At 45.3% G+C, this 24,574-nt stretch carries 20 protein-coding genes; 9 read left to right on the top strand and 11 right to left on the bottom strand.

The genetic code is table 11. The annotated features are described in order from the left end of the window. Positions 1-5: 5 nt before the first annotated feature. The 4 genes from BEL04_RS10415 to BEL04_RS10400 form a co-directional block, all read right to left on the bottom strand. Complete coding sequence (locus BEL04_RS10415) at positions 6-1,604, bottom strand: hypothetical protein (protein ID WP_066003061.1); 1,599 nt, start codon at positions 1,602-1,604, stop codon at positions 6-8. Then, the gene (locus BEL04_RS10410; protein WP_066003059.1) at positions 1,605-3,485 is read right to left on the bottom strand and encodes a glycosyltransferase family 2 protein; all 1,881 of its coding nucleotides are present in this window, start codon (positions 3,483-3,485) and stop codon (positions 1,605-1,607) included. It lies immediately after the preceding gene. A 72-nt stretch (positions 3,486-3,557) separates the two neighbouring features. After that, entirely contained in the window at positions 3,558-5,642 is a 2,085-nt protein-coding gene (locus BEL04_RS10405) for a cellulose biosynthesis cyclic di-GMP-binding regulatory protein BcsB (protein WP_066003057.1), read from the bottom strand. A gap of 29 nt (positions 5,643-5,671) precedes the next feature. Next, a complete protein-coding gene (locus tag BEL04_RS10400) occupies positions 5,672-7,021 on the bottom strand; it encodes a sensor histidine kinase KdpD (RefSeq protein ID WP_066003055.1) in 1,350 nt (449 codons plus the stop codon). Positions 7,022-7,195: 174 nt separating this feature from the next. On the opposite strand from BEL04_RS10400, the gene BEL04_RS10395 reads away from it, so the two are divergent. Further along, a complete protein-coding gene (locus BEL04_RS10395) occupies positions 7,196-8,230 on the top strand; it encodes a glycoside hydrolase family 5 protein (protein WP_175404045.1) in 1,035 nt (344 codons plus the stop codon). 61 nt (positions 8,231-8,291) lie between these two features. Beyond that, a complete protein-coding gene (locus BEL04_RS10390) occupies positions 8,292-9,272 on the top strand; it encodes an acyl-ACP desaturase (protein WP_066003047.1) in 981 nt (326 codons plus the stop codon). Positions 9,273-9,345: 73 nt separating this feature from the next. On the opposite strand, the gene BEL04_RS10385 is transcribed toward BEL04_RS10390, so the two are convergent. The 5 genes from BEL04_RS10385 to BEL04_RS10365 form a co-directional block, all read right to left on the bottom strand. Beyond that, the gene (locus BEL04_RS10385; RefSeq protein ID WP_066003045.1) at positions 9,346-10,101 is read right to left on the bottom strand and encodes a DUF4846 domain-containing protein; all 756 of its coding nucleotides are present in this window, start codon (positions 10,099-10,101) and stop codon (positions 9,346-9,348) included. Positions 10,102-10,108: 7 nt separating this feature from the next. Continuing rightward, positions 10,109-10,870 carry a M15 family metallopeptidase gene (locus BEL04_RS10380; RefSeq protein ID WP_066003043.1) on the bottom strand — a complete coding sequence of 254 codons (762 nt, stop codon included), beginning with the start codon at positions 10,868-10,870 and terminating at the stop codon, positions 10,109-10,111. 28 nt (positions 10,871-10,898) lie between these two features. Beyond that, the gene (locus tag BEL04_RS10375) at positions 10,899-11,780 is read right to left on the bottom strand and encodes a helix-turn-helix domain-containing protein (protein ID WP_066003042.1); all 882 of its coding nucleotides are present in this window, start codon (positions 11,778-11,780) and stop codon (positions 10,899-10,901) included. After that, entirely contained in the window at positions 11,777-12,199 is a 423-nt protein-coding gene (locus BEL04_RS10370; protein WP_066003037.1) for a nuclear transport factor 2 family protein, read from the bottom strand. Before BEL04_RS10370 ends, BEL04_RS10375 begins: the two co-directional genes overlap by 4 nt. Before the next feature lie 67 nt (positions 12,200-12,266). Further along, positions 12,267-12,797, bottom strand: coding sequence for a carboxymuconolactone decarboxylase family protein (locus BEL04_RS10365; RefSeq protein ID WP_066003035.1), 531 nt, complete (start codon positions 12,795-12,797; stop codon positions 12,267-12,269). A 289-nt stretch (positions 12,798-13,086) separates the two neighbouring features. Here BEL04_RS10365 and BEL04_RS10360 point away from each other — a divergent pair, with 289 nt between their 5' ends. Continuing rightward, the gene (locus BEL04_RS10360; RefSeq protein ID WP_066003624.1) at positions 13,087-15,504 is read left to right on the top strand and encodes an outer membrane beta-barrel family protein; all 2,418 of its coding nucleotides are present in this window, start codon (positions 13,087-13,089) and stop codon (positions 15,502-15,504) included. A gap of 113 nt (positions 15,505-15,617) precedes the next feature. On the opposite strand, the gene BEL04_RS10355 is transcribed toward BEL04_RS10360, so the two are convergent. Continuing rightward, positions 15,618-19,025 (bottom strand): methylmalonyl-CoA mutase family protein, encoded by a 3,408-nt coding sequence (locus tag BEL04_RS10355; protein WP_066003034.1) that lies wholly within the window; start codon positions 19,023-19,025, stop codon positions 15,618-15,620. A gap of 209 nt (positions 19,026-19,234) precedes the next feature. Next, positions 19,235-19,387 (bottom strand): KGG domain-containing protein, encoded by a 153-nt coding sequence (locus tag BEL04_RS24265; RefSeq protein WP_175404044.1) that lies wholly within the window; start codon positions 19,385-19,387, stop codon positions 19,235-19,237. A gap of 368 nt (positions 19,388-19,755) precedes the next feature. On the opposite strand from BEL04_RS24265, the gene BEL04_RS10350 reads away from it, so the two are divergent. The 6 genes from BEL04_RS10350 (at position 19,756) to BEL04_RS10325 (ending at position 24,566) form a co-directional block, all read left to right on the top strand. Further along, the gene (locus BEL04_RS10350; RefSeq protein WP_066003028.1) at positions 19,756-20,049 is read left to right on the top strand and encodes a type II toxin-antitoxin system HigB family toxin; all 294 of its coding nucleotides are present in this window, start codon (positions 19,756-19,758) and stop codon (positions 20,047-20,049) included. 23 nt (positions 20,050-20,072) lie between these two features. After that, positions 20,073-20,450, top strand: coding sequence for a type II toxin-antitoxin system HigA family antitoxin (locus BEL04_RS10345; RefSeq protein ID WP_066003020.1), 378 nt, complete (start codon positions 20,073-20,075; stop codon positions 20,448-20,450). Positions 20,451-20,492: 42 nt separating this feature from the next. Further along, positions 20,493-21,446 carry a TIGR01212 family radical SAM protein gene (locus BEL04_RS10340; protein WP_066003014.1) on the top strand — a complete coding sequence of 318 codons (954 nt, stop codon included), beginning with the start codon at positions 20,493-20,495 and terminating at the stop codon, positions 21,444-21,446. 201 nt (positions 21,447-21,647) lie between these two features. After that, positions 21,648-22,868, top strand: a complete 1,221-nt coding sequence (locus BEL04_RS10335; protein WP_066003012.1) for an acyltransferase — start codon at positions 21,648-21,650, stop codon at positions 22,866-22,868. 11 nt (positions 22,869-22,879) lie between these two features. Beyond that, positions 22,880-23,869 carry a 3-oxoacyl-ACP synthase III family protein gene (locus BEL04_RS10330; RefSeq protein WP_066003010.1) on the top strand — a complete coding sequence of 330 codons (990 nt, stop codon included), beginning with the start codon at positions 22,880-22,882 and terminating at the stop codon, positions 23,867-23,869. 1 nt (position 23,870) lies between these two features. Beyond that, the gene (locus BEL04_RS10325; protein WP_066003006.1) at positions 23,871-24,566 is read left to right on the top strand and encodes an SDR family NAD(P)-dependent oxidoreductase; all 696 of its coding nucleotides are present in this window, start codon (positions 23,871-23,873) and stop codon (positions 24,564-24,566) included. Positions 24,567-24,574 lie beyond the last annotated feature (8 nt).

The following is a 24,574-nucleotide window of genomic DNA, read 5'->3' as shown; positions in this document are numbered from 1 at the left end:
TGCGCTTAGCGGATCAGCGATTCATCAAACTCGTGGCCGTTTACCCGGATGCGGTACATGGTCCAGTTATCCGATTCGTAAACTTTTTCTAATGTAAGGCTGTTGCGTGTTTCCATCGTCAGCTTATACTTAAAATTGAGTTGTGTGTACCCGCCAACGCTGTTTTGATCTCCTGCCAATAAAACATAGCTCACATAGGTCGACGGGTTTTCGATAGCGCTCAAAAAAGCGTCCTGGTAAGGCAGGGTAATATTTTTGAGGCTCTTTACATAAGCCAGTATCGGGTAAGCATTAACGTCATCAATCAGTATCGACGATTTCCGGGGCAGGTGGTTGATGAAATCGGCCATTTGTTTATACTCATCAAAAGTTGTCGGCTCGTTGGTATCGTTGGTTTTTTGAAAAGTGGTTACAAAGCTGTTTTCCGATTGTATCATCGAATCGCGCAGGAAAAAATAACCGGTAAATACCTGTACAATTACCAATAGTACGATAATTACCTTGTACACCTTTCGCCGCGCAATTACCTGGCTCCTGAATACCAGGGCGAGATAAGCCAAAACGATAAACATCAGGTAATACTGCATGGGCAAAAAGCTGGAGTTTTCTTCGTGGATCTTTAAAAATTCGACCAGCGCAAAAGGGATGAGCAGGGTTAAAAAGTGCTGGGTGTTCGACCGGAAGAAGTAAGCGCCCAGCAATATAAGCGGGCAATAAACCAGCACCCTCACCGACGTTAAAAAACTAACCTCGGGTATGCTGTAATTGGTTACCGAAGGCGAAACCGTTTTCTCAAATTTATCAACCAGTACATTCCAGGTAGCGTAGGGGCTATCGCTGAAATAATTAAAATCGTTGGCGTGGGCCTGGTTCAGTAATTTATAGCATAAAATAGCGATGAGCGGCAAAATAAAAATGATCACATACATGGCGAACGTTTTGTTCATCAGTTTGCGGCGCAGCGAAGGGTTATTAAAGCTGAGGAAGAGCCTGAAGATGGATTGCTTTTCGGCCAGGTTCAAGCTTTGTATGGCGATAGATATAATCAGGGGGATGAAGAACAGCGTCATCCAGATAAACTTATAGTCGCAAAAAAGCAATATCACCAGCAAAATACTGGCTATGGATATATGGAACGTGGTGTTGGAGATGTAAAACCTGAAGATGTTATAAAAAAACAGGAAGAAAAATATCATGGTGGCATAAATGCCTTTGCCCGAGCAACCCATGTAAATAAAACCCGGATGGAAGATAAACAACAGCAGCAGGATCAGTATCAGAAAGTTGTCTTTAGTAGTTTTAATAACACCGAGGCTGATAATAAAGAACAAGGCCGCCGTGCCTAAGGCCGAAGCTATAACAGGCGCAATAAGGTAGTTAAGCTGGGCAAAGGGCAGCACGCCATAAAAAGGGATCATGGGCGATGTTAAACCGATGGTTTTTAAGCGCAGACCGGTGCCCTCGAAAACGATGCGCGCCTTTTCGATATAGAACAGCGACTCGTGGTTGTAATACCCTAAGTGCTGCAGGTTAATGCCCAGCACCAGGTAAAACACCGCAAGGGTAACGCTCGAAAAAAACAGATATAATACCCTGCGCCTCATTTACACCGTTGTTTTAGGTTGGGTGACAGTGCCTGCCGTTTTGCTTAAACCATGGTTGGTTTTCTCCCAGTAAAAAGGTTTAACAATTAACTGGTAAAGACCTTTATATGCCGATATGGAATGCATTAACCAATAGATGGGATTGGCCATCGAAAACAGGATCAGCTCGTAAAAACGGCGTTTAAATACGGCCATCATGTTAACATAGATCATGAGCACGTTACCGATGATGAGGTTGAAAATGGATATAAACAACACCCAATCAGGAAACAGGGCGCGTATCCAGGTAAAATCGAGCACTACATAAGCCAGGAATATACCTAACAGAACCGGGTAGATCAAGAAGGTTATGGGTGTTGCGCCGATAAAAAAGTTAAAGCCCAGGAAGCCGCGCAAGCCTATGCGTTTGTATAATTTTACCGGGTTGCGCATGTGGATAAGATAGGTTTGCATGTACCCCTTTATCCAGCGCGAGCGCTGACGTATCCAGTTAAAGAAATCGTTATTGGCTTCCTCGTAAGTTGTAGAGTTTACGATGGATACTTTATAACCTTTTGAATAGGCGCGCAGGCCAAGGTCGGCATCTTCGGTAACGTTGAACGGGTCCCAGGCTCCCAGTTCGATCAGTTTATCCAGCTTAAAGTGGTTGCTGGTACCGCCAAGCGGGATGGGGATATCCAAGGTATCGAGGCCGGGCAGCATATAGTCAAACCAGTACGAGTACTCGAGGGTAAACATACGGGTAAGGAAGTTCTCGTTACGGTTAAAGTAGTTTAACGCACATTGGATGCAGATATAGTTCTCGGGCAGTTTCTCAAATAACATGATCACCTTTTTCAGTTGATCGGTATCGGGTATGTCCTCGGCATCATAAATGGTAAGGTATTTACCGCGCGAAAAATACAGGCCGTAGTTACATGCCTTTGGCTTGGTTTTAGGCATGTGAAAGGGCACCACCACTACATCGAATATGGCAGGGAAGTTCAGATCCTTTACTGCGTTGAGTGTTTTACTGTCGTCTTCCTCAATCAGCAATTTAATGTCCAGCTTTTCGCGCGGGTAATCGATGCTCTGCAGGTTCCATATCAGTTTTTTAATCAGTTTATCTTCTTTATAAACCGGTAATTGTATGGTGTAGATAGGCAGGTCGTCGTCTACAACATGCCTAACCTCGTCGCGGGTAACCGCCTGGTGCAGCTCAAAGCGCGACCCCAGCAAAGCCAGAAACAGCTTAAACAGGATGCTGATCAGGAAAAACGAGCTTATGCCGATATTGAGCAGGATGGATGTCTGCGAAAAGTTGAAAAAAAGCGCTACCACCATCAGCGCGATAGAAGCGAAGATAAAAATGAGCTGCCCGGTCGAAAACGTGATAAGGGCCGAGTTGGCAGGGTCGCTTTTCATCAGCTCGAACACAGCATCCTTTACATAACTTTCGCCGAGGAGTTTGTGGCTCAGCCAAACGATGTCCAGATCGGATGCGAGGATGATCTCGGGCTCCAGGCCGTATGTTTCGTAAATAAAGTTAATAAACTCACGGTCGGTAGGGTCGGCCATGAGGGTTACTACACGGTTATTTTCGATGCGGATAGGCAGGGCGAAGAAGTTGGTGATAAACTTCAGGTCGAGCTTCTCGAGCACCTCATCGTCGACGGCTTCCTCGCGTACTTTATCGTTAAACACATAGCCCGCATTGCTTAGGCAGCCTTCGTAGTTTTTGCGCGAAATATAGCCGAAGGTTAACGCTATTTTGATGAATGACAAACCCGAGCGTTTTGAAAAATCGCTGATCTTTTCCAGGTCGGCATAGGTGATCAGGTGATCTTTGATTAAAAGATCGCAAACCGGGGCCGTATCATTAATTGAAGTAGCTAACGCCATTTTTAACAAAATAGGATGTGCGTTTATGTGTTATAAAATACAATGCAGCATATAAATAATGGTGCACGGGCCTTATTCGCTGAATGAATCCTGCGATTTTTGAACCCTCGACCGCACATACAGAAACGATACGAGTATCAACACCAGTATCACCAATAAAATGTACAGGTTATACGCCTCCCAGAATTTGGCGAACGAGCCTTTCGAATCGGTATACTCAAGGTTGTCGCTGTCTTTACTGATGTTGAACAGGTATTTGTTCGAAGCATCGGAGATACAGATGTTACTCGATAAGGTGGATAGCTGGTCGGTAATGGATTTGGCTGCCGACAGGAAGGCCTGGTCGAGGTTTTTGCCCGTACCGGTAATGATGAGTGTACCGTTATTGCCGCGACCGTAAAATATCTGCGCCAAACCGTTCGATACGGTATCGTTCAGCTCGTACACTACTTTGTTATTTTCGTTGTTATAGAGCCTGAACTTACGGTTGAACTTGATAGGCGCATCCGGGAACTCGCTCATGATCTCATCGTCTTTTGAGAGCAGGGCGATAATGTTGTTTTTCTTTAACAGCGATTTATCCAGCCTGTCCGAATAAACAAAATCAGGAAAGTTGTCGGCGTGCAGGTTGTTGTTCAGCTCGTAAATAATTTCGCCGATGGTAGCGGCTGCATATTTTGCAATACCGCGGGTTAACACGATGGATGTTTTACCGGTGTTGAAAGCTTCGGGATACTGGTAAAAGCTCAGGTTGTTGGCAATAAAAGGTATTTTGGTTTGCAGGTACGACTGGCTTACGTTGATCTCGCCAAAGTAATTGATAAAGCTGTTTTCGCAATTACCGCTGCCCGGATAGAAGCGGAACTCGGTTTCGAGCGTATTGAACTTTTGCAGCTCGTAACGGTTGATGACAGCAGTCGTATTTAATTTACCCGATGGATCGAGCTTTTCGGTACTGATCAGCACCCCGTTGAGGTAAATATTAAAGAAACCGCGGTCGCTCAGGTTAAGGTTACTGTAGTTACCTACTATTTTTACCTCAATCTCCTTGGGTGTAAAGCTAAAATCGCTGTTTTTAAACTGGTAGCTGGTTTTTAACGAGCCTATACCTTCCATCAGGGTGGTTAAGCCGCCCATATCCTTTAACGCCAGGCGCGATTTGCTTTCGTCGATGGTTTTAACATTGGTGTTTTCGGCTTTGTTGATCACCAAAAAGTCGCCAAAGCTCGATTTGATCACGTTGCTGTTAGCCAGCGTGGTAATGGTATTGTTGAAACCATCCTCGTCGTATCCCGAAATAAACAGGGTTTCGGTAGGTATAGTTTGCATGGCTACCGATTTAACAAACGATACGCCGTATTTGGTCATCACATCGCGGTATAGGGTATCCATTTTTTGGATAACCGCTTTGTGCAGGTATACTAAGCCCTGTCCTGCCTCGGGTTTAACTTTGATAACTTCGCGTTGCGCATCGGTTAGTTTCGACCAGTTGCCCACCACAATATAGTTGGTTAAGCTGTCGGGCATTTTGCTCGATTCGTAAACGGATATATTTTTGATCTGGGTGCGTTTAAGGCGCGCGTATGCCCATCCAACGGCTTTCAAATCGGTAAGCGACGGGTTGCTCGGGTATACAATGGCAGTTTTGGTATCAAAGCAGTTTGAAATATTAACGTTGTTAAAAAAATTGCTGTTTGATTTAATGAACGAGAAGTAAGAGCTCGCTTTAACCTTTACCCACATGCCCGGGTTATCAATGTCCTTACATTTATCGTCGGATACGCTGAGCAGCGTGCGCAGGCCCAGTTTAATGTAGCGTTTATCTTCGGTTAAGTAATCCTTATTTAACATAATGGTAAACCGCAATATCGAATCTGAGCCGATACGTGTACTGTAAACCGGTTTATCGTTCATTAAAATGTTGATATACGAACGGTTTTTGAGCAATACCTGCGATGGTTCGATAAACAAATTCAACCTGCTTCCGTTTATCTCCACCGTAGGGTCGATACGCACGAAATATGATGCAGAGCTGCTTACTCCGCTGATCACCTCATCGTTGTGGCCCAACGATTTAAGCGAAACTATGCTGGTTTGTGCCGAAGATACCTTACCCAGGAACAGCAGGAATGCAAACAGAGTTAAAATTCTATTCATTTTTTTGTTAAAATTATAATATAGGGTTATTAGCTTATTACGTTAAATTCTACTCTAAAATAGTTTCCGTTATCATCGCTGCGGTAGGTAAGCTCACCGCCCATTTCGCTCGTCATCAGTTTGGCAATAGAAAGGCCCAGGCCCAAACGGCTTTCAAAGGTGTTCGACGCATCATTGAGCGTTTTCAGTTTGTTGAACATGGCATCCAGCTCGTCCATACCGATAGGCATGCCTTTATCAATAATCTCGAACACAAATTTTTGATGCTGAAGCGTGGTAGCGATCCTGATCTTATTATTGGTTTGCGAAAACTTAATGGCGTTCGACAGCAGGTTTTGAAACACCTGGCCGGTAAATACCTTATCCAGGCGCACATTAAGGGGCAGCTTCAGGATATTGTCTATCAGCTGGATGTTTTTCATCTGTGCTGTTTCAACAAGGCCCTTAACTACGTGGTGTACTTCGGTATTGATATCGAATATTTCGAGGTTGTATTTGATCTCGGGCGATTCGATCTCTTTCACGTCCATCAGCTTGCCCAGCATGTATTGCATCTTTTCGGCCGATTGACCGATAAAATCAATAAATTCGCGCTGGTCGGAGCTTAAACGGTAGTCCTCCTCTTTGAGCATATTATTGCTCATAATGATGGAACCGATAAGGTTTTTCAGATCGTGACCCGCTATATTGATGAAGCTGTTTTTTTGCTCATCCATACGGCGCAGGCGCTCGTACTGTTCATCGATGATGCTGTTCTTTTGGATAATATCGCGATATTGCTCCTTAAGCTGGTTGTTCGATTTTTCGATCACGATGGTTGATTTTACCTCGCGCTCCAATACTTTATACCGGGCGTTGGGTATCAAACACGATATCACCGAAATAATAACAAAGAACTGGCCACCGTTTGTTACGAAGATATCGAGGTTATAATCGTTATTGGCCGTTTTGAAAAAGATGCCCAATAAGATAAGAGACAGTAACGATTGGATGACCGAGTTTACCGGCTCCCAGAAAACCTGTACGTTAAAAAACAGCACAATGGCAGCGTAGCTTAAAAAATAAAGATTTAACTGGGCTACGTTAACCATGGTACACAGTAACGAGGCGATGATGGATAACAGGAAGAACGCAATATGGAGCAGTATACGGTAATTGTAATTATTGCGCTGAAACAAATTATACAACATGTATATTAACATGATGATAATAATGCGCGCGATAAAAAACTGGACCCAATAATTAGATACGTAAATAAAATCGAGGATGCTGAACAGCGGGAACACGAAGATAATTGTCCAGATAATGTTATTGGTCAAATACCAGGCTTTTTTTGCCGTTTCTTTGGATAGCTCTTCTTTATCTAATTGAACAAACATCGGGTATTATTATTATTTAGTAAGGTTGAACAAATGGAAGTATTACTGCCTAAAATTATAAAATTAATGGATAAATGCTTAAAATGTTACAAATATACTTGTACTACCCTTGCACTATTGCTGTTTGTTCTAACACCATGCATACCATCGCCTATCAATGCAAAAACTAAACCAATGTATAACGACGATCGCGAATGGTTGTTTAAACGGGCGGCAAGACTAAACAACGGCATCAATATTTCGTGGCTCGAGCAAACCTGGAGCCGCAAAATAGTAAGCGATACCTTTGTGCAGCGGAGCGATTTTGTGCTGTTAAAAAAATTAGGTTTCAGGGCGGTGCGTTTGCCCGTCGCATTTACGTATTTTAACGATAAACAGATTGAGCTTACCGAGGTTTTTAAACGTATAGACCTGGTGCTTAAATTGTGTAAAGAGTATGGTTTTAGCCTGATAGTCGACTATCATAACGGCAACCTGAAAAACGACAATTACCTTACCGAAACGCCTAAAATAATTGATACGTGGCAAAAAGTAGCCAAATACTATATTAAGGAAAGCCCCGACCGCTTGTTTTTCGATATCTATAACGAACCCGTTGTTACCGACCAGGTATGGAAGGATGCAGCCTACAACATTGTTACCGGGATACGCAAGGTAGATACCAAACGCACCTTGCTGGTGGGGGCTTCAAACTACAACAGTATTTACGAACTGAGCCGCTTTGAAAGGCTTGCCGACGACAATATTATCTACGCTTTTCATTTTTACGAGCCATTTTTTTTTACGCACCAGGGTGCCGAATGGATAGGCAATGAAAGTGCGACCACCGGGGTGGCTTTTCCTTATAGTGAGGAAAATTTTCCAAGGTTAAACCCCAAAGCAAAGAATACCTGGGGCGAAACCAAATACTACGAATACCGGAACGATGGCAACGAACAATCGTTAATGGATAAATTAAGCAAATATGTTAAGCCCTGGAGCGATAAATACCGTGTGCCGGTGGTTTGCAGCGAGTACGGTGCATATAATAAGTATGCCGATTTGGACAGCCGCTGCCGGTATATTAAAGCTATGCGCAAAACGCTGGCTGCCTTGAGCATCCCCGGTATGATGTGGGAGTACAACGATGGTTTTTCGATTTTTAACGGCCGGCCTTCGTTACAAAATTTGCCCGGTTGTATGCAGGATGCTATAGGTTATCATAATTAAAACCAGTCTAAATAGCGTTATTCGGTTTTAATATTTAACTTTGCCTGATAACACCTGAAATATGAATTTTTTTGTAGAGCAGCGGCGGGAAGTAATGCAACATATCGAGAAATATATGCTCGAAAAGATGTTCGACTTTTTGAAACCTGTTGACGAGATATGGCAACCATCTGATTTTTTACCGGATTCGACCAAACCATCGTTTTTTTCGGATATTAAAGAGCTCCAGCAAAATGCTGAGGGGATTTCGTACGATCTGCTGGCCGTATTGATAGGCGATACGATTACCGAAGAGGCCCTGCCAACTTACGAATCGTGGCTTACCATGGTCGATGGTGTAACCAAGGGAGAAGAAGGCGGCTGGATGAAATGGACACGCCACTGGACAGCCGAAGAAAACCGTCACGGCGACCTGCTTAATAAATATTTATACCTTACCGGACGGGTTGATATGCGCGCCATGGAGGTATCTACCCAATACTTAATTGCCGATGGTTTTGATATAGGCACCGGCAGCGACCCTTACCGCAATTTTATTTATACCTCATTTCAGGAACTGGCTACCAATATCAGCCACCGCCGGGTGGCCAGCCTGGCCAAAAAGGATGGTGATACTTTACTGTCGAAAATGTGCGGCGTTATAGCAGCCGATGAAATGCGCCATGCCCGCGCCTACAAACATTTTATTTCGAAAATATTCGAGGTGGATGCCAGCGAGGCCATGATAGCCTTTGAGGATATGATGCGCAAAAAGATTGTAATGCCGGCCCACTTTTTACGTGAGGTGGGTTTAAAGATAGGCCAAACCTTTGGCCATTTTACCGATGCAGCGCAGCGTTTGGGCGTTTATACCGCGGTCGACTATGTAGACATACTGAAAGACCTGATAGAAGACTGGCACATTGAAAGCATAGGCGACCTGAATGAAGCCGGCGAAAAGGCGCGTGATTACATCGTTAAACTACCAGAACGCCTGTTGCGCATTGCCGACCGGATGAAAAACCCGGGTTTGGAGTACAAATTCAGCTGGATAAAGGCTTAGTTAGTCATTAGCTCATTGGTCATTAGTTGATTTCTCGTCGCTGCGCTCGCTCGAAACGACATTTTTTAAGTCTCTACTTAAACCTTTTCAAATACTTCGGGTTAATCAATTCCCCATAAGGGATACCGGCCGGTTTATCCAAACTAAACCAGGGCGAAGTGTATTTGAGCACCTGGATATCCTGAGCGGGCATGAAGCTTTGCGCCAGTAAAAACACCTTTTGATGGGTGGCGTTTTCGGCTACATCCATCACTACAAAACAATGCCCGGGCGAACCGCCGTGGATAAATATATCGCCGGCTTTTAAGTCGTCGGCGCTGCTTACTTTTTTTAGTTCCTTATCCAGCGACAGCGTACCCGCATAGGCGAAAACCAGCTGCATATAGTTCATAAAAGTCGGGTAGCTATAGTCCTTTCGGGCTTTTAAAACCCATTTATCGTTATGGTAACGGTAACCGTCGGCATAATGAATATAATCGCAGTTAAAACCACTCACAAAATGAAAGGCTATTTCGGTGTATCGCTTTTGGCGGTACAGGTACTCGCCGCGCAGGCGCATCACGGCGTCGGCGCATTGCTGCAGGTCTTCATGGCCTACGCTTATATCTACCACGGCCGCGGTATAAGGGTCGGTGTTGGCGATGGCGCCGGTGTAAGTATAGGTGTGGGCGCCTGCGGGCTTTAACGGCAGGTTTTGCAGGTAGCTGCCAAAACTGCCCGGCTCACTGCTCTGCCGGATATAGCCGGCCGGCACCGTGAAACGTGTGATGATAGTATCATCGTCCGGGTGTAGTAATAAGAGCAAAGCAAAATACAGCAGGTTTTTCATATCTGTTTTAATTGATCAGCTCAGGTCGGTATTCAAAATGCATCGTATCAAAATGGTACCATTTGCCTCCCCATATAAAACCGTATTTTTCAAAAATATCCACTATGATCTGCGGTATCCTGTTTTTGTATCTGATAACCGCATCTTCGTTTTTGCATTTGCACTCCCATTGCCAGTATTCGGAGTAGTCGGTGTTGAGGTCAATGGTCATACCGAAACTGTGCATGCTGTGGCGGTTGGTGCCGGCAATGGGCCGCCAGTTAAACGTACCGCCAATGTTGATGAGGTACTTTTGCAGCTCGGGGTGTTCGTCAAGCTCTTTTGATATCTCAGTCAGCTTTTTATCGACACCGTTTACGGTAGTTACCCTGATTTTTTTACCGACCAGTTTTGGGCACCAAGTAATTTCGGTAAGGTTTTTACGTACAGCGCTCTCGCTGCCGCCATACATTTTTAAAAAGAAAGCCTCGTTACGAATACGCCCCGGGTCGGCGTAGCGTGCAGGTACGCCCCCGGGTTTGCCGGTTTGATAAGGCTGTACGAACATATCTTCCAGGTCGGGCGCATCGAGCAGTTGCTGAGGCGTTTTGTTTTTTATGCCATCATCCCAAAGCATGGTGGTTTTATCTTTAAAGATGATGTGGTTATCGGCAAAACCTGTGATAAAATCGGCATAAGCCTTGATGAGTTTTTGAGCCGCTGCTGGGGTTTGTGACCTGGCGGCGATAGTGACGAATAATAGAAATACGAATGAAAGAGTTCTGCGCATGAATAGCTTTTGGAATACAAAAGCTAATTTATGTATTCGCACGTGCAAAACCTACGGTATCGCGGTACAACTGTGGCGATATATCGGCATTATTTTTAAAAAAACGGCTGAAGTAATGTTCGTCTTCGTAGCCCAGTTCGTAAGCAATTTCCTTAACCGATTTGTTGCTCAGGTACAACTCGCGTTTAGCTTCGATAATGATGCGTTCGGCTATCAGATCGGACAAGGTTTTGTTAAAATGTGTTTTGGTGATCCTGGCCAGCGCCCTGGGCGTTATGTTCAGCAGTTCGGCATAATCGCCTGGCGAGTGGTGGGTTTTGTAATGCTGCTCAATATAGTTTTTTAAGTTTTGTAAGATGAAAGGCTCTTTTGCCATGTTAGCGCTGCCTTGAGTATCATTGTGCTGATCCGTTTTTAAACGCGAAGCCGTGATCAGAAATATTTTAAGATACGAGAGCAGCAGTTCGTGCTGTGCCAGGGCGGCATTCTGTATCTCGGTTTGCATCTGGCCTAACAGTAAGTCAAAAGTATTTTTCGACTGTTCGTTAACCCATACAAACGGCGGCTGGTAAATATTGTTGAACAGCACTCCGTTGCAGGCCACTTCGGGCTGATGTTTATGAATGCAAAAAAAGTCAGGGTGAAAATTTAACACGGTCCCTTGCACCGGCTCATCGGTAGCGAACATAAAGGGCTGATAAGGGGTAAAGCCAAAAAGAGTTCCCGGAGCAAAGTAATACTCCGAAAAATCGGCTTTTACTTTACCTGCTCCTTGCTTTATCCAGATAAGCGAATAATAGTTGAGGCGCTGGATATGATCGAAGTGGCTATTATCCGCAAAGGCAAAAAGCTTAAAAGCAAGGTTGCCATTATGCGGATCGATCAGTGTAAATGTGTTTGCTCCGGTCATTTTAACTCGCGCTCGTGTTCTTCAATGGCCAGGTCGTTAATGCTGGCAAAGCGTTTGGTCATTAAACCGTTGGTATCAAATTCCCAATTTTCGTTGCCATAGGCCCGCCACCATTGCCCGTTTTCGTCCTGGTATTCGTATTTAAACAATACTGCCATGCGGTTTTCGCGAAAGCCCCATAGCTCTTTTTTGAGTTTATAATGTCGCTCTTTCTGCCACTTTTCGGTTAAAAAAGCGATGATCTCGTTGCGCCCATTAATAAATTGTGTGCGGTTACGCCATTGGCTATCAACGGTATAAGCTTTTGAAACCCGGGCGGGGTCTTTACTGTTCCAGGCGTCTTCGGCCAATTGCACTTTTTGCAAGGCGGTTTCGAGCGTAAAAGGCGGGAGCGGGTGTCGTTGTTCTTCGGTATTCATTTTTGATGATCTAAATTATGAAAATAAGCTAACCCGGTAAAAAGGCTGGCTTATTATGGCTTTTAAATTATATGGCCGGTGCTACCGGGAAATCGACAGGTATTTGGGTAAGGTTGTGCAGGTAGTTCATAGCTATCTTATCGCTGATTTGCAAGACCAGGTCGACAAGGTTTTCTTTGGTATACCCTATCGTAAAAAACGCATCGACATTTTCGGCGCTTGCCCTGCCGCGGTTTTTGGTGATATCGGCCGCCAGTTGCAACAGTGCATTTAACCGGGCATCGCTGCTTTTGCCTTTGCGGATGTCGATCACCTGCTCGTCGGTAAAGCCGTTCATCTTACCTAAAACTGTATGTGCGCTTTGGCAGTAAATGCAGCCGTTTACCTGGCTCACAATGAGGTTTACGGCTTCTTTTTCTCTGTTGGATAAACTTGTTTTGGCATTTTGGTAGGCCAGGTATTTAGCCAGGGCGTTATCCGAATAGGCGATTGTTGCATAAAGATTGGGAACAAAGCCTAAGGCTTTTTGCAGGTTATCAAAAATTGCCTGGTTGGTTGGTGCTACTTCGTTGCGGGTGGGAACTGTGAATGTTGTCATCTTTTTTAATTGAAAATTGCTCGTCGTTATTGACGTTACAAAGGTGCAGTGCTATAAAATCCGGTAAAATGGATGATGGTAGCCAACACATGGACGATTTTGCACTATGATCTTAAAAAAGATAATAAATGTTGTAACGTTTGATTTTTTCGAACGTCTTAAAGGTATTCTCATCCCAAAGGGAGCTTAAACTATTTCAACAGTTAAATAATGTTAAACACGCTCAATAAATTACGATAATAACCTATTATTGGGCATAACCACACTAAGCATTGAACCTGCTTATTTTATGAAAAAAACCTTACTACTCATGCTGGCCGTTATTGCCGGCCTGCATGTCATGGCACAATCGCCCCAAACCAAAAACGTAACCGGCACTGTTATTGATTCGGTGAAAAACCAGCCGCTTGGCTTTGTAACAGTTACTTTGGTCGACGCAGCTACCAACGCACAATTAAAAAGTACTTTAACTAACGATAACGGCAGCTTTGAAATAAAAGGCACAGGCGATAAAACTTATAAAATCATCTTAGCCTTTATTGGCTATAAAAATAAAACCGTTACCGTCGGCGATAAAACAGATCTGGGGAAGATCTTGCTTTCGATGGCCGGCAAGCAATTGAACGAAGTATCCATCAATGAAGCCAAGCCGATCATCAAACAGGAGGTTGACCGCATTGGCTACGATGTACAGGCCGACCCCGAGAATAAAGCGATGACCGTTTTGGATATGCTGCGCAAGGTACCGATGATATCGGTCGACGCTTCGGATAACATCAAACTGAAGGGCAGCGGCGACTATAAGATATTGATCAATGGTAAGGAATCGTCGCTCATCGCCAAAAACCCTTCGGATGTATTTAAGGCCATGCCGGCAAGCAACATCCAAAAGATAGAAGTGATCACCACGCCTCCTGCAAAGTACGATGCCGAGGGCCTGGCGGGTATCATCAACATCATCACTAAAAAGAATGCCGATAACGGTTATAACGGTAACATAAGCGTACGTTACAATAACGTTTGGGGGCCCGGTACCAATCTTAATTTTACCGTAAAAGAAGGTAAGATCGGTTTCGGCGGATATGTTGGCTATAACCGGCAGAACAAAAACGCTACAACACAGGGTAATACCAATGATGTACTGGTGCCAACCCTCAACCAAACGCAGGCGCTGACCAATACCCGCGATGGCGATAACGTGTACGGCAGCGGCGAACTGAGCTATGAAATAGATACGCTTAACCTTTTAACGGCATCTTTCAGCCATTACAATGGTACCAATAATAACAGTAACGACCTGTTCTCGACCGAGTATAACGGCAGCAACGCGCTCATACAGTCGTATCACCTGGGCAGTAATAACGCTTCGGTATACAGCGGGTACGATTTTGGCCTGAACTACCAGTTAGGCTTTAAGCATAATAAAGATCAGTTGCTCACGCTTTCGTACAAATACAGCCCGTCATCAAACAGCCAGGACAACGACGCCATATACTCGCAGGTTTTTAGCCCCGGCATAAGCCTGAATAATTTTAAGCAGCATGATAAATCGGGATCGAAAGATCAAACCTTCCAGCTTGATTATGTGCAGCCTTTTAAGGTTTGGAGTATTGAGGCAGGCGCCAAGGCCATTTTACGTAACAGCTACAGCGATTTTGAAAACCTGCAGCAAAGCACGGCCAACAGTGAGTACGTGATCGACCCGAAGCAGACCAATAACCTCGATTACCGCCAGGATGTGTACGGCGTATACAACTCGTACCAGGCCAAGCTCACCAACTGGGTATTTAAAGGCGGCCTGCGCATTGAGCATACCGTAATCGATGCCAACTTTGTATCGTCGGCCGGAACGACGCTCGATCGCAGCTATAATAACCTCGTGCCTTCGGTATCCATGCAGCGCACGCTAACCAAAACCAGCAGCCTTACTCTTGGTTTTACCCAGCGTATCAACCGCCCGGGTATCTGGCAACTGAACCCCTATATCGATAAATCGAACCCCAAGTACGTGAACGTGGGCAACCCCGACCTGCAGCCGGTTAATAACCACTCGATCGAATTAAGTTACAGCAACTTTGCACATGGCAATATCACCATAGCTACCAACTATGCCTTTGCCAACAATACCATACAAAACGTTACCAATTTTAACCCGGCCGATTCGGTAACCACTTCAACTTATCAGAATGTGGGCACCAACAAGCGCCTGGGTTTCGATCTGAACGGCAATTACCCGATCACCAAAAAACTCAATATCAACATCAACGCCGAACTGGTGCACGTGTGGCTGTCGGGCGTTTACAACGGTCAGTTTTACGATAACCGTGGTAACCAGGGGCATGTATTTACCTATACCAGCTATAAATTTGGCGATACTTTTAATATGGGGATGAACATTGGTTACGATAGCCGTTACGTGTTGCTGCAGGGCGTGGATAACGATTGGTTCGGCTATTCGGTAAGCGCTACCAAGGATATCCTGAAAAAGAAAGCCACGATATCGATATACGTGAACAACCCTTTCGAAAAATACAAAAGGCTTGACTTTTTTAGCAGCGGGCCAAATTTTGTACAAAGCAATTACAACAATATCCTATCGAGGGCGATAGCCATCAGCTTTCAATACAAATTCGGCAAACTCGACAGCCAGTTGAAAAAGAACCAGCGCGGTATTAATAATGATGACGTAAGCAGTGGCGGACATTGATGGTTATAAGAGTATCAAGTAGTTAGTATCAAGTAGTTAGTATCAAGTATCAAGTATCAAGACTCTTGCTATTCGAAGTCTAAATACTATGTACTAACTACTTTGTACTAAAACTACATATTCCGCCTGTACTGCCCGCCAACCTCGTAAAGCGCGTGTGATATCTGCCCCAGCGAACAATACTTGCAAACTTCCATCAGTTGCTCAAAAATGTTCTCGCCGGCTACGGCTGCGTGTTGTAATTGTTTAAGCAGCTTGGCCGAGTGGCCTTCGTTACGTTGTTGAAATGCTTGTAGTGCGCTGATCTGGTATTGCTTCTCATCTTCGGTTGCCCGGATCACTTCCGCAGGTATAATGGTCGGCGAACCGTTTTTATTAAGGAAAGTATTTACGCCAACGATCGGGTATTCGCCGGTATGTTTCAGGGTTTCGTAGTACAGCGATTCTTCCTGGATCTTGCCGCGCTGATACATGGTTTCCATAGCGCCGAGCACACCGCCCCGGTCGTTAATGCGTTTAAACTCGGTGAGCACGGCCTGCTCGACAAGGTCGGTCAGCTCTTCGATGATAAAGGAGCCCTGTATCGGGTTTTCGTTTTTAGCAAGGCCCAATTCGCGGTTGATGATGAGCTGTATCGCCATGGCCCGGCGTACCGATTCTTCGGTAGGCGTGGTGATGGCTTCGTCGTAAGCATTGGTATGCAGCGAGTTACAGTTATCGTATATCGCGTAAAGCGCCTGTAACGTGGTGCGGATATCGTTAAAGTCGATCTCCTGTGCGTGCAGTGAGCGGCCGCTGGTTTGGATATGGTATTTGAGCTTTTGCGAACGATCGTTACCCTTGTATTTGTTTTTGATGGCCTTGGCCCAGATACGGCGCGCAACACGGCCGATGACTGAATATTCCGGGTCGATACCGTTGCTGAAGAAGAACGACAGGTTAGGGGCAAAATCGTCGATATGCATGCCGCGGCTCAGGTAATATTCCACGTAAGTGAAACCATTTGAAAGCGTGAAAGCCAGCTGGGTGATCGGGTTTGCACCCGCTTCAGCAATGTGATAGCCGGAGATGGATACCGAATAAAAATTACGCACCTTTTCGCTGATGAAATATTGCTGGATATCGCCCATCATGCGCAAAGCAAACTCGGTGGAGAAGATGCAGGTATTTTGCGCCTGGTCTTCTTTTAATATATCGGCCTGAACTGTGCCGCGAACGGTTGAGATGGCATAGGCGCGAATCTTTTGGTAAACATCAGCAGGCAGAACCTGATCGCCGGTAAGGCCTAAAAGTAATAAGCCTAAGCCGTTGTTGCCTTCGGGTAAACCGTTGGAGTGATATGTTGGCCGGGCGAGTTTCCTGTCGTCGTAAAGTTCTTTGAATTTAGCTTCAACCAAATGTTCCAGCTTGTTTTCGCGGATATATTTCTCGCATTGCTGATCGACGGCCGTATTCATAAAAAAGCCAAGCAGCATCGGCGCTGGTCCGTTAATGGTCATGGATACCGAAGTAGCGGCATGACAAAGATCAAAACCCGAATACAGCTTTTTGGCGTCATCGAGGGTGGCAATGCTTACGCCCGAGTTACCGATCTTACCATAAATATCCGGGCGAACGTGCGGGTCTTCCCCGTAAAGGGTAACCGAATCGAACGCTGTTGAAAGCCTGTGTGCAGGCTGGCCTAACGATACGTAATGGAAACGCTTGTTGGTACGTTCGGGGCCGCCCTCGCCGGCAAACATGCGGGTAGGGTCTTCACCCTCGCGCTTCAGCGGGAACACGCCTGCCGCATACGGGAACTCACCGGGCACATTTTCGGTGAGCAGCCAGCGCAAAACATCACCCCAGGCCTCGTATTTCGGCAGGCTTATCTTTGGTACTTTTAATTGCGACAGCGAAGTATAGTACAGTTCCTGTTTGATCTCTTTATCGCGCACCTTAAATATAAAATGCTCTGCCTTGTATTTCTCTACAGTTTCGGGCCATTCGCGTAGTAAACGACGGCATTCGCCATCGAGACTCTCTTCCAGATGCTGATAGATATCGTTCAAAGCCCCCTCTAAATCTCCCCCGGTAGGGGAGACTTTTTTTGAAGCCCTCCCTTCCGGGGAGGGTTTGGGAGGGGCTGTTAGTTCCATCACTCCCTTGACCTGGAACATTTGCTGCGCAATTTTGCATTGCTGGTTCACCCACTCGTTATAAGCCTGGCTGGCTTCGGCAATTTCTGCGAGATAACGGGTACGGTCGGGGGGGATAATGTAAGATTTTTCAGCCTCTTCGGTTACCAGGTGACGGGTGTTAAAGTCGACGCCGGTTTTGGCTTTGATGGTTTTGATGAGCGCCACAAACAGCGCGTTCATGCCCGGGTCGTTAAACTGCGAAGCCATGGTGCCGAATACGGGCAGGTCCGCATCTTTAGCATCAAACAACTGGTGGTTGCGGCGGTATTGTTTTTTTACATCGCGCAAAGCATCCAGGGCGCCGCGTTTATCGAATTTGTTGAGCACCACGATATCGGCAAAATCGAGCATATCGATCTTTTCCAGTTGTGTGGCCGCGCCGAACTCTGGTGTCATCACATAAAGTGAAAGGTCGCAGTAATCAGTGATCATGGTATCCGATTGGCCAATGCCCGAAGTTTCGACAATGATCAGGTCGTAACCGGCGGCCTTGCAGATATCTATAGATTCCTGCACGTATTTGGATAGCGCCAGGTTAGCCTGGCGCGTTGCCAGCGATCGCATATACACCCGCGGGCTGTTGATCGAGTTCATGCGGATACGATCGCCCAGCAAAGCGCCGCCCGTTTTACGTTTAGATGGGTCGACCGAGATGATAGCCAGCGTTTTGTCCGTCTCCATCAGGTAACGGCGCACCAGTTCATCTACCAGCGACGATTTGCCCGCGCCGCCGGTACCGGTAATACCCAGAACAGGAATAGCAGCCCGTTCTGAATCTCCCCCCGGAGGGGAGACCTGCAATGCCGGCTGAAGACCATTCTCGGCATAAGTGATCAGGTGGGCTATTGCTTTTGGATCTTTTTCAGGGAGATGCCTTAACTCACCGTTTAACTTTACCACAGTAGCACGGTCGCACTGCTGCAGCATATCGTTGATCATGCCTTGCAGGCCCATTTTACGGCCGTCATCGGGCGAGTAGATACGGGCGATGCCGTAATCCATCAGCTCCTTGATCTCATCCGGCAGGATAACACCGCCGCCGCCGCCGAATATTTTGATATGCCCTGCGCCGCGCTCCCTGAGCAGATCGTACATATACTTAAAATACTCCAGGTGCCCGCCCTGGTACGAGGTTAAGGCAATGCCCTGCACGTCTTCCTGTATGGCGCAGTTCACCACCTCGTCGACCGAACGGTTATGCCCCAGATGGATCACCTCGGCGCCGCTCGACTGCAAAATGCGGCGCATAATATTGATGGTTGCATCGTGCCCGTCGAATAAAGAAGTAGCCGTAACAAAGCGAATTTTATTTTGCGGTATATATACTGTAGCAGTATCCATGCGGTGTAATTGGTTGGTAATGCAAAATTAACCAAAATACTTTGAAGCGAGAAGCAAGAGGCAGGAAGCAACAATTATGACACGAAAATTCGGGGTATAAAAAAATCAAGAACTAAGAGGTAAGATCAGGACAGTATCTTGAATCTTGACTCTTAATTCTTGATTCTATTCAAAAATCCAGCAATCACTGCTGTAAACCGTCAATTAAATTATCTGTGGCTCTTATCGCTGCTGCTGTTGTTGCTGCGCGATGCCTTGCCGCCTTTTGAGGCGGTTTCTTTCAGTTTTTTATCGTCCATATTAGCAAAATTCCCTTTTGAACTGTTGCTCGAGTTTCCGGTCGAATTTTTTGTAGTTGCCATGACTTTTTAATTTAATATTAAATAATCTGTTAATTACTTTAACCATAGTGAAAATTGTGCCAGTCGTGATCTGTTACATAAATTAAAGAATCTTCAATTTTTATGATGTTGATAATCTGTTTATTGCGAATTTAATAATTAGAACTAACATTTTTGGCATGTTGCCTTTTGTAAACGGTGTTTATAAAAAATTACACTATAGTTAAATTAGTAAAAGTTGTTAATTTGCCAACTTTTATTTACCTTTGTTTCAACCCTCGGATAGAAAAGGGACATTATTATAGCGAAGTGAAATACAGAGAGAATTAAGAAAGTAAAAACAAACGCAAAAAGGAGGTTGAAAATGTTAAACAAAAACATTAAAAAGGATGGAAATCATTCACCAAAAGAAATTGCAGGATTTTGCGAAGAAGCACGCCGACGCGATTAATAGTATTACAACCTGGAGAAAAGTTGTACAGGAAGCAAATTGGAAACAGGGCACAGATATTTTAGCCGATTTTCCAAAAGCAAAACTTATCCCGAGTAAAAGGGCTCGTTTCAAAATCGTTGGTAATAAATATCGCCTTATAATAGAGGTAGATTATGAAGACGCAATCGTTGATATTCGGTTTATAGGTACCCATGCTGAATACGATAGAATTGATGCAAGTTCTGTTTGATTGGGAAAAAAAATTAAACAGTTATGAAAGAAAACCCACAATGGTTTTTAATTGAAACCGAACAAGAGTATGATGATGCACTTGCAAGATATGAGGTTATAAAGTATGCAACAGCAGGAGAAGAGCATAAAGAAAAGCTCCTGCTGGTGCATCTTATAGCTGAGTATGAAAATAAACTTTGGGATTTACCTGAGGTTGACCCGGTAGAAATGATCAAGATCCGTATGGAAGATTTTGGTTATAAAGCTGCAGATCTTGCAGCCGTTTACGGTGATAAGGGTACAGTTAGTAAAGTTTTGAATTATAAGCAACCCTTGTCATTAACTATGATACGTAAATTCAGTAAACTTTTAAGATTACCGGCTTCTGCTTTAGTTGTGGAATATGACTTGATACAATAGTCAAAAGCCAAAATCCACAAATCATTCCGTATCTTTGCGCCAATGCAAAACGAGGTAACGGCTGTAGCCGAGGGATTTAAGAACTACAATAACTATGGCGCCTGGCTGCGCAAAAAATACAATGGCCAGCGCGTGTTTAAAGTAATTGTGGATGGCGGCTTTACCTGCCCCAACCGCGATGGCTCAAAGGGTTTCGGTGGTTGCACCTATTGCAATGTCGATTCGTTCACGCCATCCGTATCGCGCGAAACGCCTAACCTGCGCGAGCAGGTGATCAAAGGTATGGAGCGCGCCCGCACAGGTAACAAGGCCGATAAGTTTATCATTTACTTTCAGCCCAATACCAATACTTATGCGCCGGTGCATTACCTTAAGATGCTGTACGACGAGGCGCTGAGCATCGACCCCGAAAATATCGTCGGCCTGTCGGTTGGTACACGCCCCGATTGTATCGATGCCGAAAAGATAGCGCTGCTCGAAAGTTATACCGACCGTTTTGATGTCGACTTGGAGATGGGCATGGAGTCAATCTACGACGAAACCCTGGGCCAGATCAACCGCGGCTGTACCCATGGCGAACTGATCAGCGCTTTAGAGCTCCTTAAAAACTCAAAGCTGGACGTTTGCGTGCATACCATCTTCGGCTTCCCCTGGGAGAGCAAGGAAATGATGCTGGCTTACGCCGACGAGATCAACCGCTTTGAGCAGATCAAATTTGTTAAGTTTCATCACCTGCATATTGTCGAAGGTTCCATTATGGGCGTAAAGTATAAGCGCGAACCGTTCAAACTGTTCAGCCTGCCCGAGTATGCCGACTTTTTATGTGAACTGCTTCCCCGCGTGCGCCCGGATATCGTTATCCAGCGTTTATTTGGCCTGTCTGACCGTGAGCTATTGATCGCCCCAAACTGGCAGCTCAAAAAATCGGAGATCCAGCATTTTATCGATGAGACTATCCGCCAGCGTGGCGTAGTGCAAGGTTCGGCGTTGTTGTAAAAGGAGCGATGGCTTGTGCGATTCCTTCCCTGGGGAAGGTGTAGGAAGGGATTCATGCAAGCGCTATCAAAATGCCCCTCCCTGCCAATACACAAGCTGCCGCACCCCTCCCAATGGGAGGGAATTAAAAACCCTTTTGGTATCGGCTTTGCAACTGTATGCCTGAAATAATTGATCATCGTACCCGAAAAATTATAGGTTTTGTCAAAAAAAACGCTGCCGAATTATATACCAGCGCTAACAGGCGTACGGGCATTGGCTGCCTACCTGGTATTTGTTTCACATTTTTATTATGTGTTTGGGGAAAGTATTCCTCAAAGTGTGCAACGTTTTTTCCGCGAGTTCCACATCGGGGTTACAATTTTCTTTGTTTTATCGGGGTTTTTGATCGCTTTCAGATATTTTGATAATTTTTCTTTAGATAAAGACTGGTTCAAGCAATATCTCAAAAACCGCGTGGCGCGCATTTACCCGATGTATTTCCTGCTCACCATATGCGCCTTTGTAGTAGCCTATTTTACCCACGATCAGGAAGTTAACGGCGGCTCTGAGCACCCGGTAGGCATCTTTTTAATGAATATCAGCTTTGTACGTGGCTTTTTTAACGATTATAAATTTAGTGGGATAGCCCAGGGCTGGTCGCTTACGGTTGAAGAGTGCTTTTACTTCTCAGCGCCTTTGATGTTCTTCGCCGCCAAAAAATGGGGCAGGTTCTACCTGCAACCCGTTTTGATCACCGGCTTTGGCTTTATTTTGGTACTGATCTTCCGGAATGTGAACTGGTATGGCTTCTTCGGCAACTTTACTTTTATGATGCTGAATACCTTCCTGGGGCGTTGTTTTGAGTTCTTTGCCGGTATTATGCTGGCATTGTTTGTTAAAAAGAATGGTTTTAACAGGGCCAATCGGGTACCGTTTACCTATATCGGTTTTTTTTTGATATTCTTTTGTATCTGGCTCATGTCGGTAACCCCGGTTCTGCCCGGCGATACTTTCGGGCAGCAAAATCCGCTGGGTATTATCACCAATAATTACCTGCTGGCTGCGGCCATCACCTTGTTCTTTTACGGTTTGCTTACCGAAACCAGTGTGCTGAAAAAAGTATTGGCCAATCCGTTTGTCGAGTTGCTGGGCAAAAGCAGTTATATATTTTACCTGATACACCTGGGTTTTATGTACAACTTGCTGCACGGCGGGTTGAACAGCCTGAACGAATGGATATTCGGCCTGTACGATAGATGGGGTGTTGACTGGATATCGCCATTTCAGAGCGACCAGGTGAACCTGGTGCTTGTTTTTATACTGCTGAATGCAATATCGATACTGTTATTTAAAAATATTGAAGAACCCTTGAACCACTATATACGCCGGTCGGATTTTCTGATTAAAAGCAAAAGCCGCCCTGCCGAAATACTTAATTAATTTAAACGAATATGGGAATAGCCATCAAAAGTTTGAGCCATTTTGTGCCCGATACCAAGCTGACCAACGATATGCTGGCTGAGCGGCTGGGCATTGAAAGCGATTGGATCGCCGAAAAAACCGGCATCATGGCCAGGCGCATCTATCACGATGGCGCTACCTCGGATATGATTGTTAACGCAGCGAATATCTGCCTCGAAAAAGCGGGCATGAAGCCAGCCGATGTAGAATGCATCATCGTAGCGACCATGACGGCCGATTTCCTCTGCCCGTCGACAGCGGCTGTTGTGCATCACAAATTAGGCACGGTAAACGCCTGGGGCTTTGATGCCATGGCAGCCTGCAGTGGTTTTTTATACGGTTTGCAGATAGCTACCGCGGTGCTCAACTCGCGCCAGCATAAAAATGTGTTGCTGTGCGCTGCCGATAAGATGACCAGCATCATCGACCCGATGGATAAAAAAACCTCGCTTATTTTTGGCGATGGCGCGGGTGTTGTGCTGCTGGAATATGTGGATGACGAACATAACGAGATCATCGATACCATCTGCAAGCTAAACAGCACCGACCTGATGAGCGTTAGCGCGCTCGACGGCGGCAGCAAAAATCCCATTACGCCCGATACCCTGGTGCGCTGCGATCAGTTTATGAAATTCACCTCGCGCGGGATATTCAGCGGTGGTGTGGCGCTGTTTAAAGAGGTAATCACAGAGGTGATGGAGAAAAATAAAGTTACTTTTGATGATATCGACTACATTGTTCCGCACCAGGCCAACAAGCGTATGCTTGAGAAACTGGCCGAAGAACTGGGGCAACCGATCGAAAAATTTATCATCAATATCGAGCATATCGGTAATACCAATTCGGGTTCGGTACCTATCGCTTTGTCTGAAGCTTTCGCCGATGAGCGCATCAAACCGGGTATGAAGATCATCGTTGCCGGTGTTGGCGCGGGCTTTACTTACGGCGCATCAATTTTATCCATAAAACACACCAAATAAGATGTATTTAATCACCGGAGCATCAAAAGGCATTGGCCATTATATACTCGAAAGATTGCTGGCTACAACCGACGAAAAGATCATCGCGCTGTACAACAGCACTCTGCCCGATCTGAAACATCCTAACGTAGAGTGGTGGAAGGTCGACCTGTCGAACTTCAGCGAGATCGAAGCGGTGATCAACAGCAGGGCCGATGAGTTGCATCACATTAAATTCATTAACTGTGCGGGTATTAACCATAACGCGGTAACTCATAAGTTTCCGGAGGAGCAATGGCTGAACCTGATACAGGTTAACCTGACATCGACCTTCTTTTTATGCAAGCTGCTGCTGCCTTTTATGCGTAAGGAAGAGTATGGTAAAATCGTTTTCGTATCGTCGGTAGTGGCGCAAACAGGCGTGGTTGGCTCATCGGCTTACGCCGCAACCAAAGCCGGCCTGTGGGGGCTGATGAAGACCATTGTACAGGAGAATGCCAGCAAACATATCAGCTGTAATACGCTTAATCTGGGCTATTTCAATATCGGTATCATCCGCGAAGTGCCCGAAAAAATGCTCGAAGAGATCAAAACCCGTATCCCCAATAAAGCATTGGGTAACCCGGAGGATATTTTTAAAACCATACAACTGCTGATGGAGGTAGAATACATCAATGGCAGCTGTATAGATATTAATGGTGGATTGTATTTGAACTAAGGAAAAAA

It is taken from the genome of Mucilaginibacter sp. PPCGB 2223, from assembly GCF_001705515.1.
Taxonomy (GTDB): Bacteria; Bacteroidota; Bacteroidia; order Sphingobacteriales; family Sphingobacteriaceae; genus Mucilaginibacter.
Note: the sequence above shows the minus strand (reverse complement) of the source record. Positions and strands in the feature narration are given on the sequence as shown.

Bases quoted from the DNA above. Each gene is read 5' to 3' on its own strand.
- BEL04_RS10415 (WP_066003061.1), bottom strand. From the start codon at position 1,604: ATGAGGCGCAGGGTATTATATCTGTTTTTTTCGAGCGTTACCCTTGCG.
- BEL04_RS10410 (WP_066003059.1), bottom strand. From the start codon at position 3,485: ATGGCGTTAGCTACTTCAATTAATGATACGGCCCCGGTTTGCGATCTT.
- BEL04_RS10405 (WP_066003057.1), bottom strand. From the start codon at position 5,642: ATGAATAGAATTTTAACTCTGTTTGCATTCCTGCTGTTCCTGGGTAAG.
- BEL04_RS10400 (WP_066003055.1), bottom strand. From the start codon at position 7,021: ATGTTTGTTCAATTAGATAAAGAAGAGCTATCCAAAGAAACGGCAAAA.
- BEL04_RS10395 (WP_175404045.1), top strand. From the start codon at position 7,196: ATGTATAACGACGATCGCGAATGGTTGTTTAAACGGGCGGCAAGACTA.
- BEL04_RS10390 (WP_066003047.1), top strand. From the start codon at position 8,292: ATGAATTTTTTTGTAGAGCAGCGGCGGGAAGTAATGCAACATATCGAG.
- BEL04_RS10385 (WP_066003045.1), bottom strand. From the start codon at position 10,101: ATGAAAAACCTGCTGTATTTTGCTTTGCTCTTATTACTACACCCGGAC.
- BEL04_RS10380 (WP_066003043.1), bottom strand. From the start codon at position 10,870: ATGCGCAGAACTCTTTCATTCGTATTTCTATTATTCGTCACTATCGCC.
- BEL04_RS10375 (WP_066003042.1), bottom strand. From the start codon at position 11,780: ATGACCGGAGCAAACACATTTACACTGATCGATCCGCATAATGGCAAC.
- BEL04_RS10370 (WP_066003037.1), bottom strand. From the start codon at position 12,199: ATGAATACCGAAGAACAACGACACCCGCTCCCGCCTTTTACGCTCGAA.
- BEL04_RS10365 (WP_066003035.1), bottom strand. From the start codon at position 12,797: ATGACAACATTCACAGTTCCCACCCGCAACGAAGTAGCACCAACCAAC.
- BEL04_RS10360 (WP_066003624.1), top strand. From the start codon at position 13,087: ATGAAAAAAACCTTACTACTCATGCTGGCCGTTATTGCCGGCCTGCAT.
- BEL04_RS10355 (WP_066003034.1), bottom strand. From the start codon at position 19,025: ATGGATACTGCTACAGTATATATACCGCAAAATAAAATTCGCTTTGTT.
- BEL04_RS24265 (WP_175404044.1), bottom strand. From the start codon at position 19,387: ATGGCAACTACAAAAAATTCGACCGGAAACTCGAGCAACAGTTCAAAA.
- BEL04_RS10350 (WP_066003028.1), top strand. From the start codon at position 19,756: ATGGAAATCATTCACCAAAAGAAATTGCAGGATTTTGCGAAGAAGCAC.
- BEL04_RS10345 (WP_066003020.1), top strand. From the start codon at position 20,073: ATGAAAGAAAACCCACAATGGTTTTTAATTGAAACCGAACAAGAGTAT.
- BEL04_RS10340 (WP_066003014.1), top strand. From the start codon at position 20,493: ATGCAAAACGAGGTAACGGCTGTAGCCGAGGGATTTAAGAACTACAAT.
- BEL04_RS10330 (WP_066003010.1), top strand. From the start codon at position 22,880: ATGGGAATAGCCATCAAAAGTTTGAGCCATTTTGTGCCCGATACCAAG.
- BEL04_RS10325 (WP_066003006.1), top strand. From the start codon at position 23,871: ATGTATTTAATCACCGGAGCATCAAAAGGCATTGGCCATTATATACTC.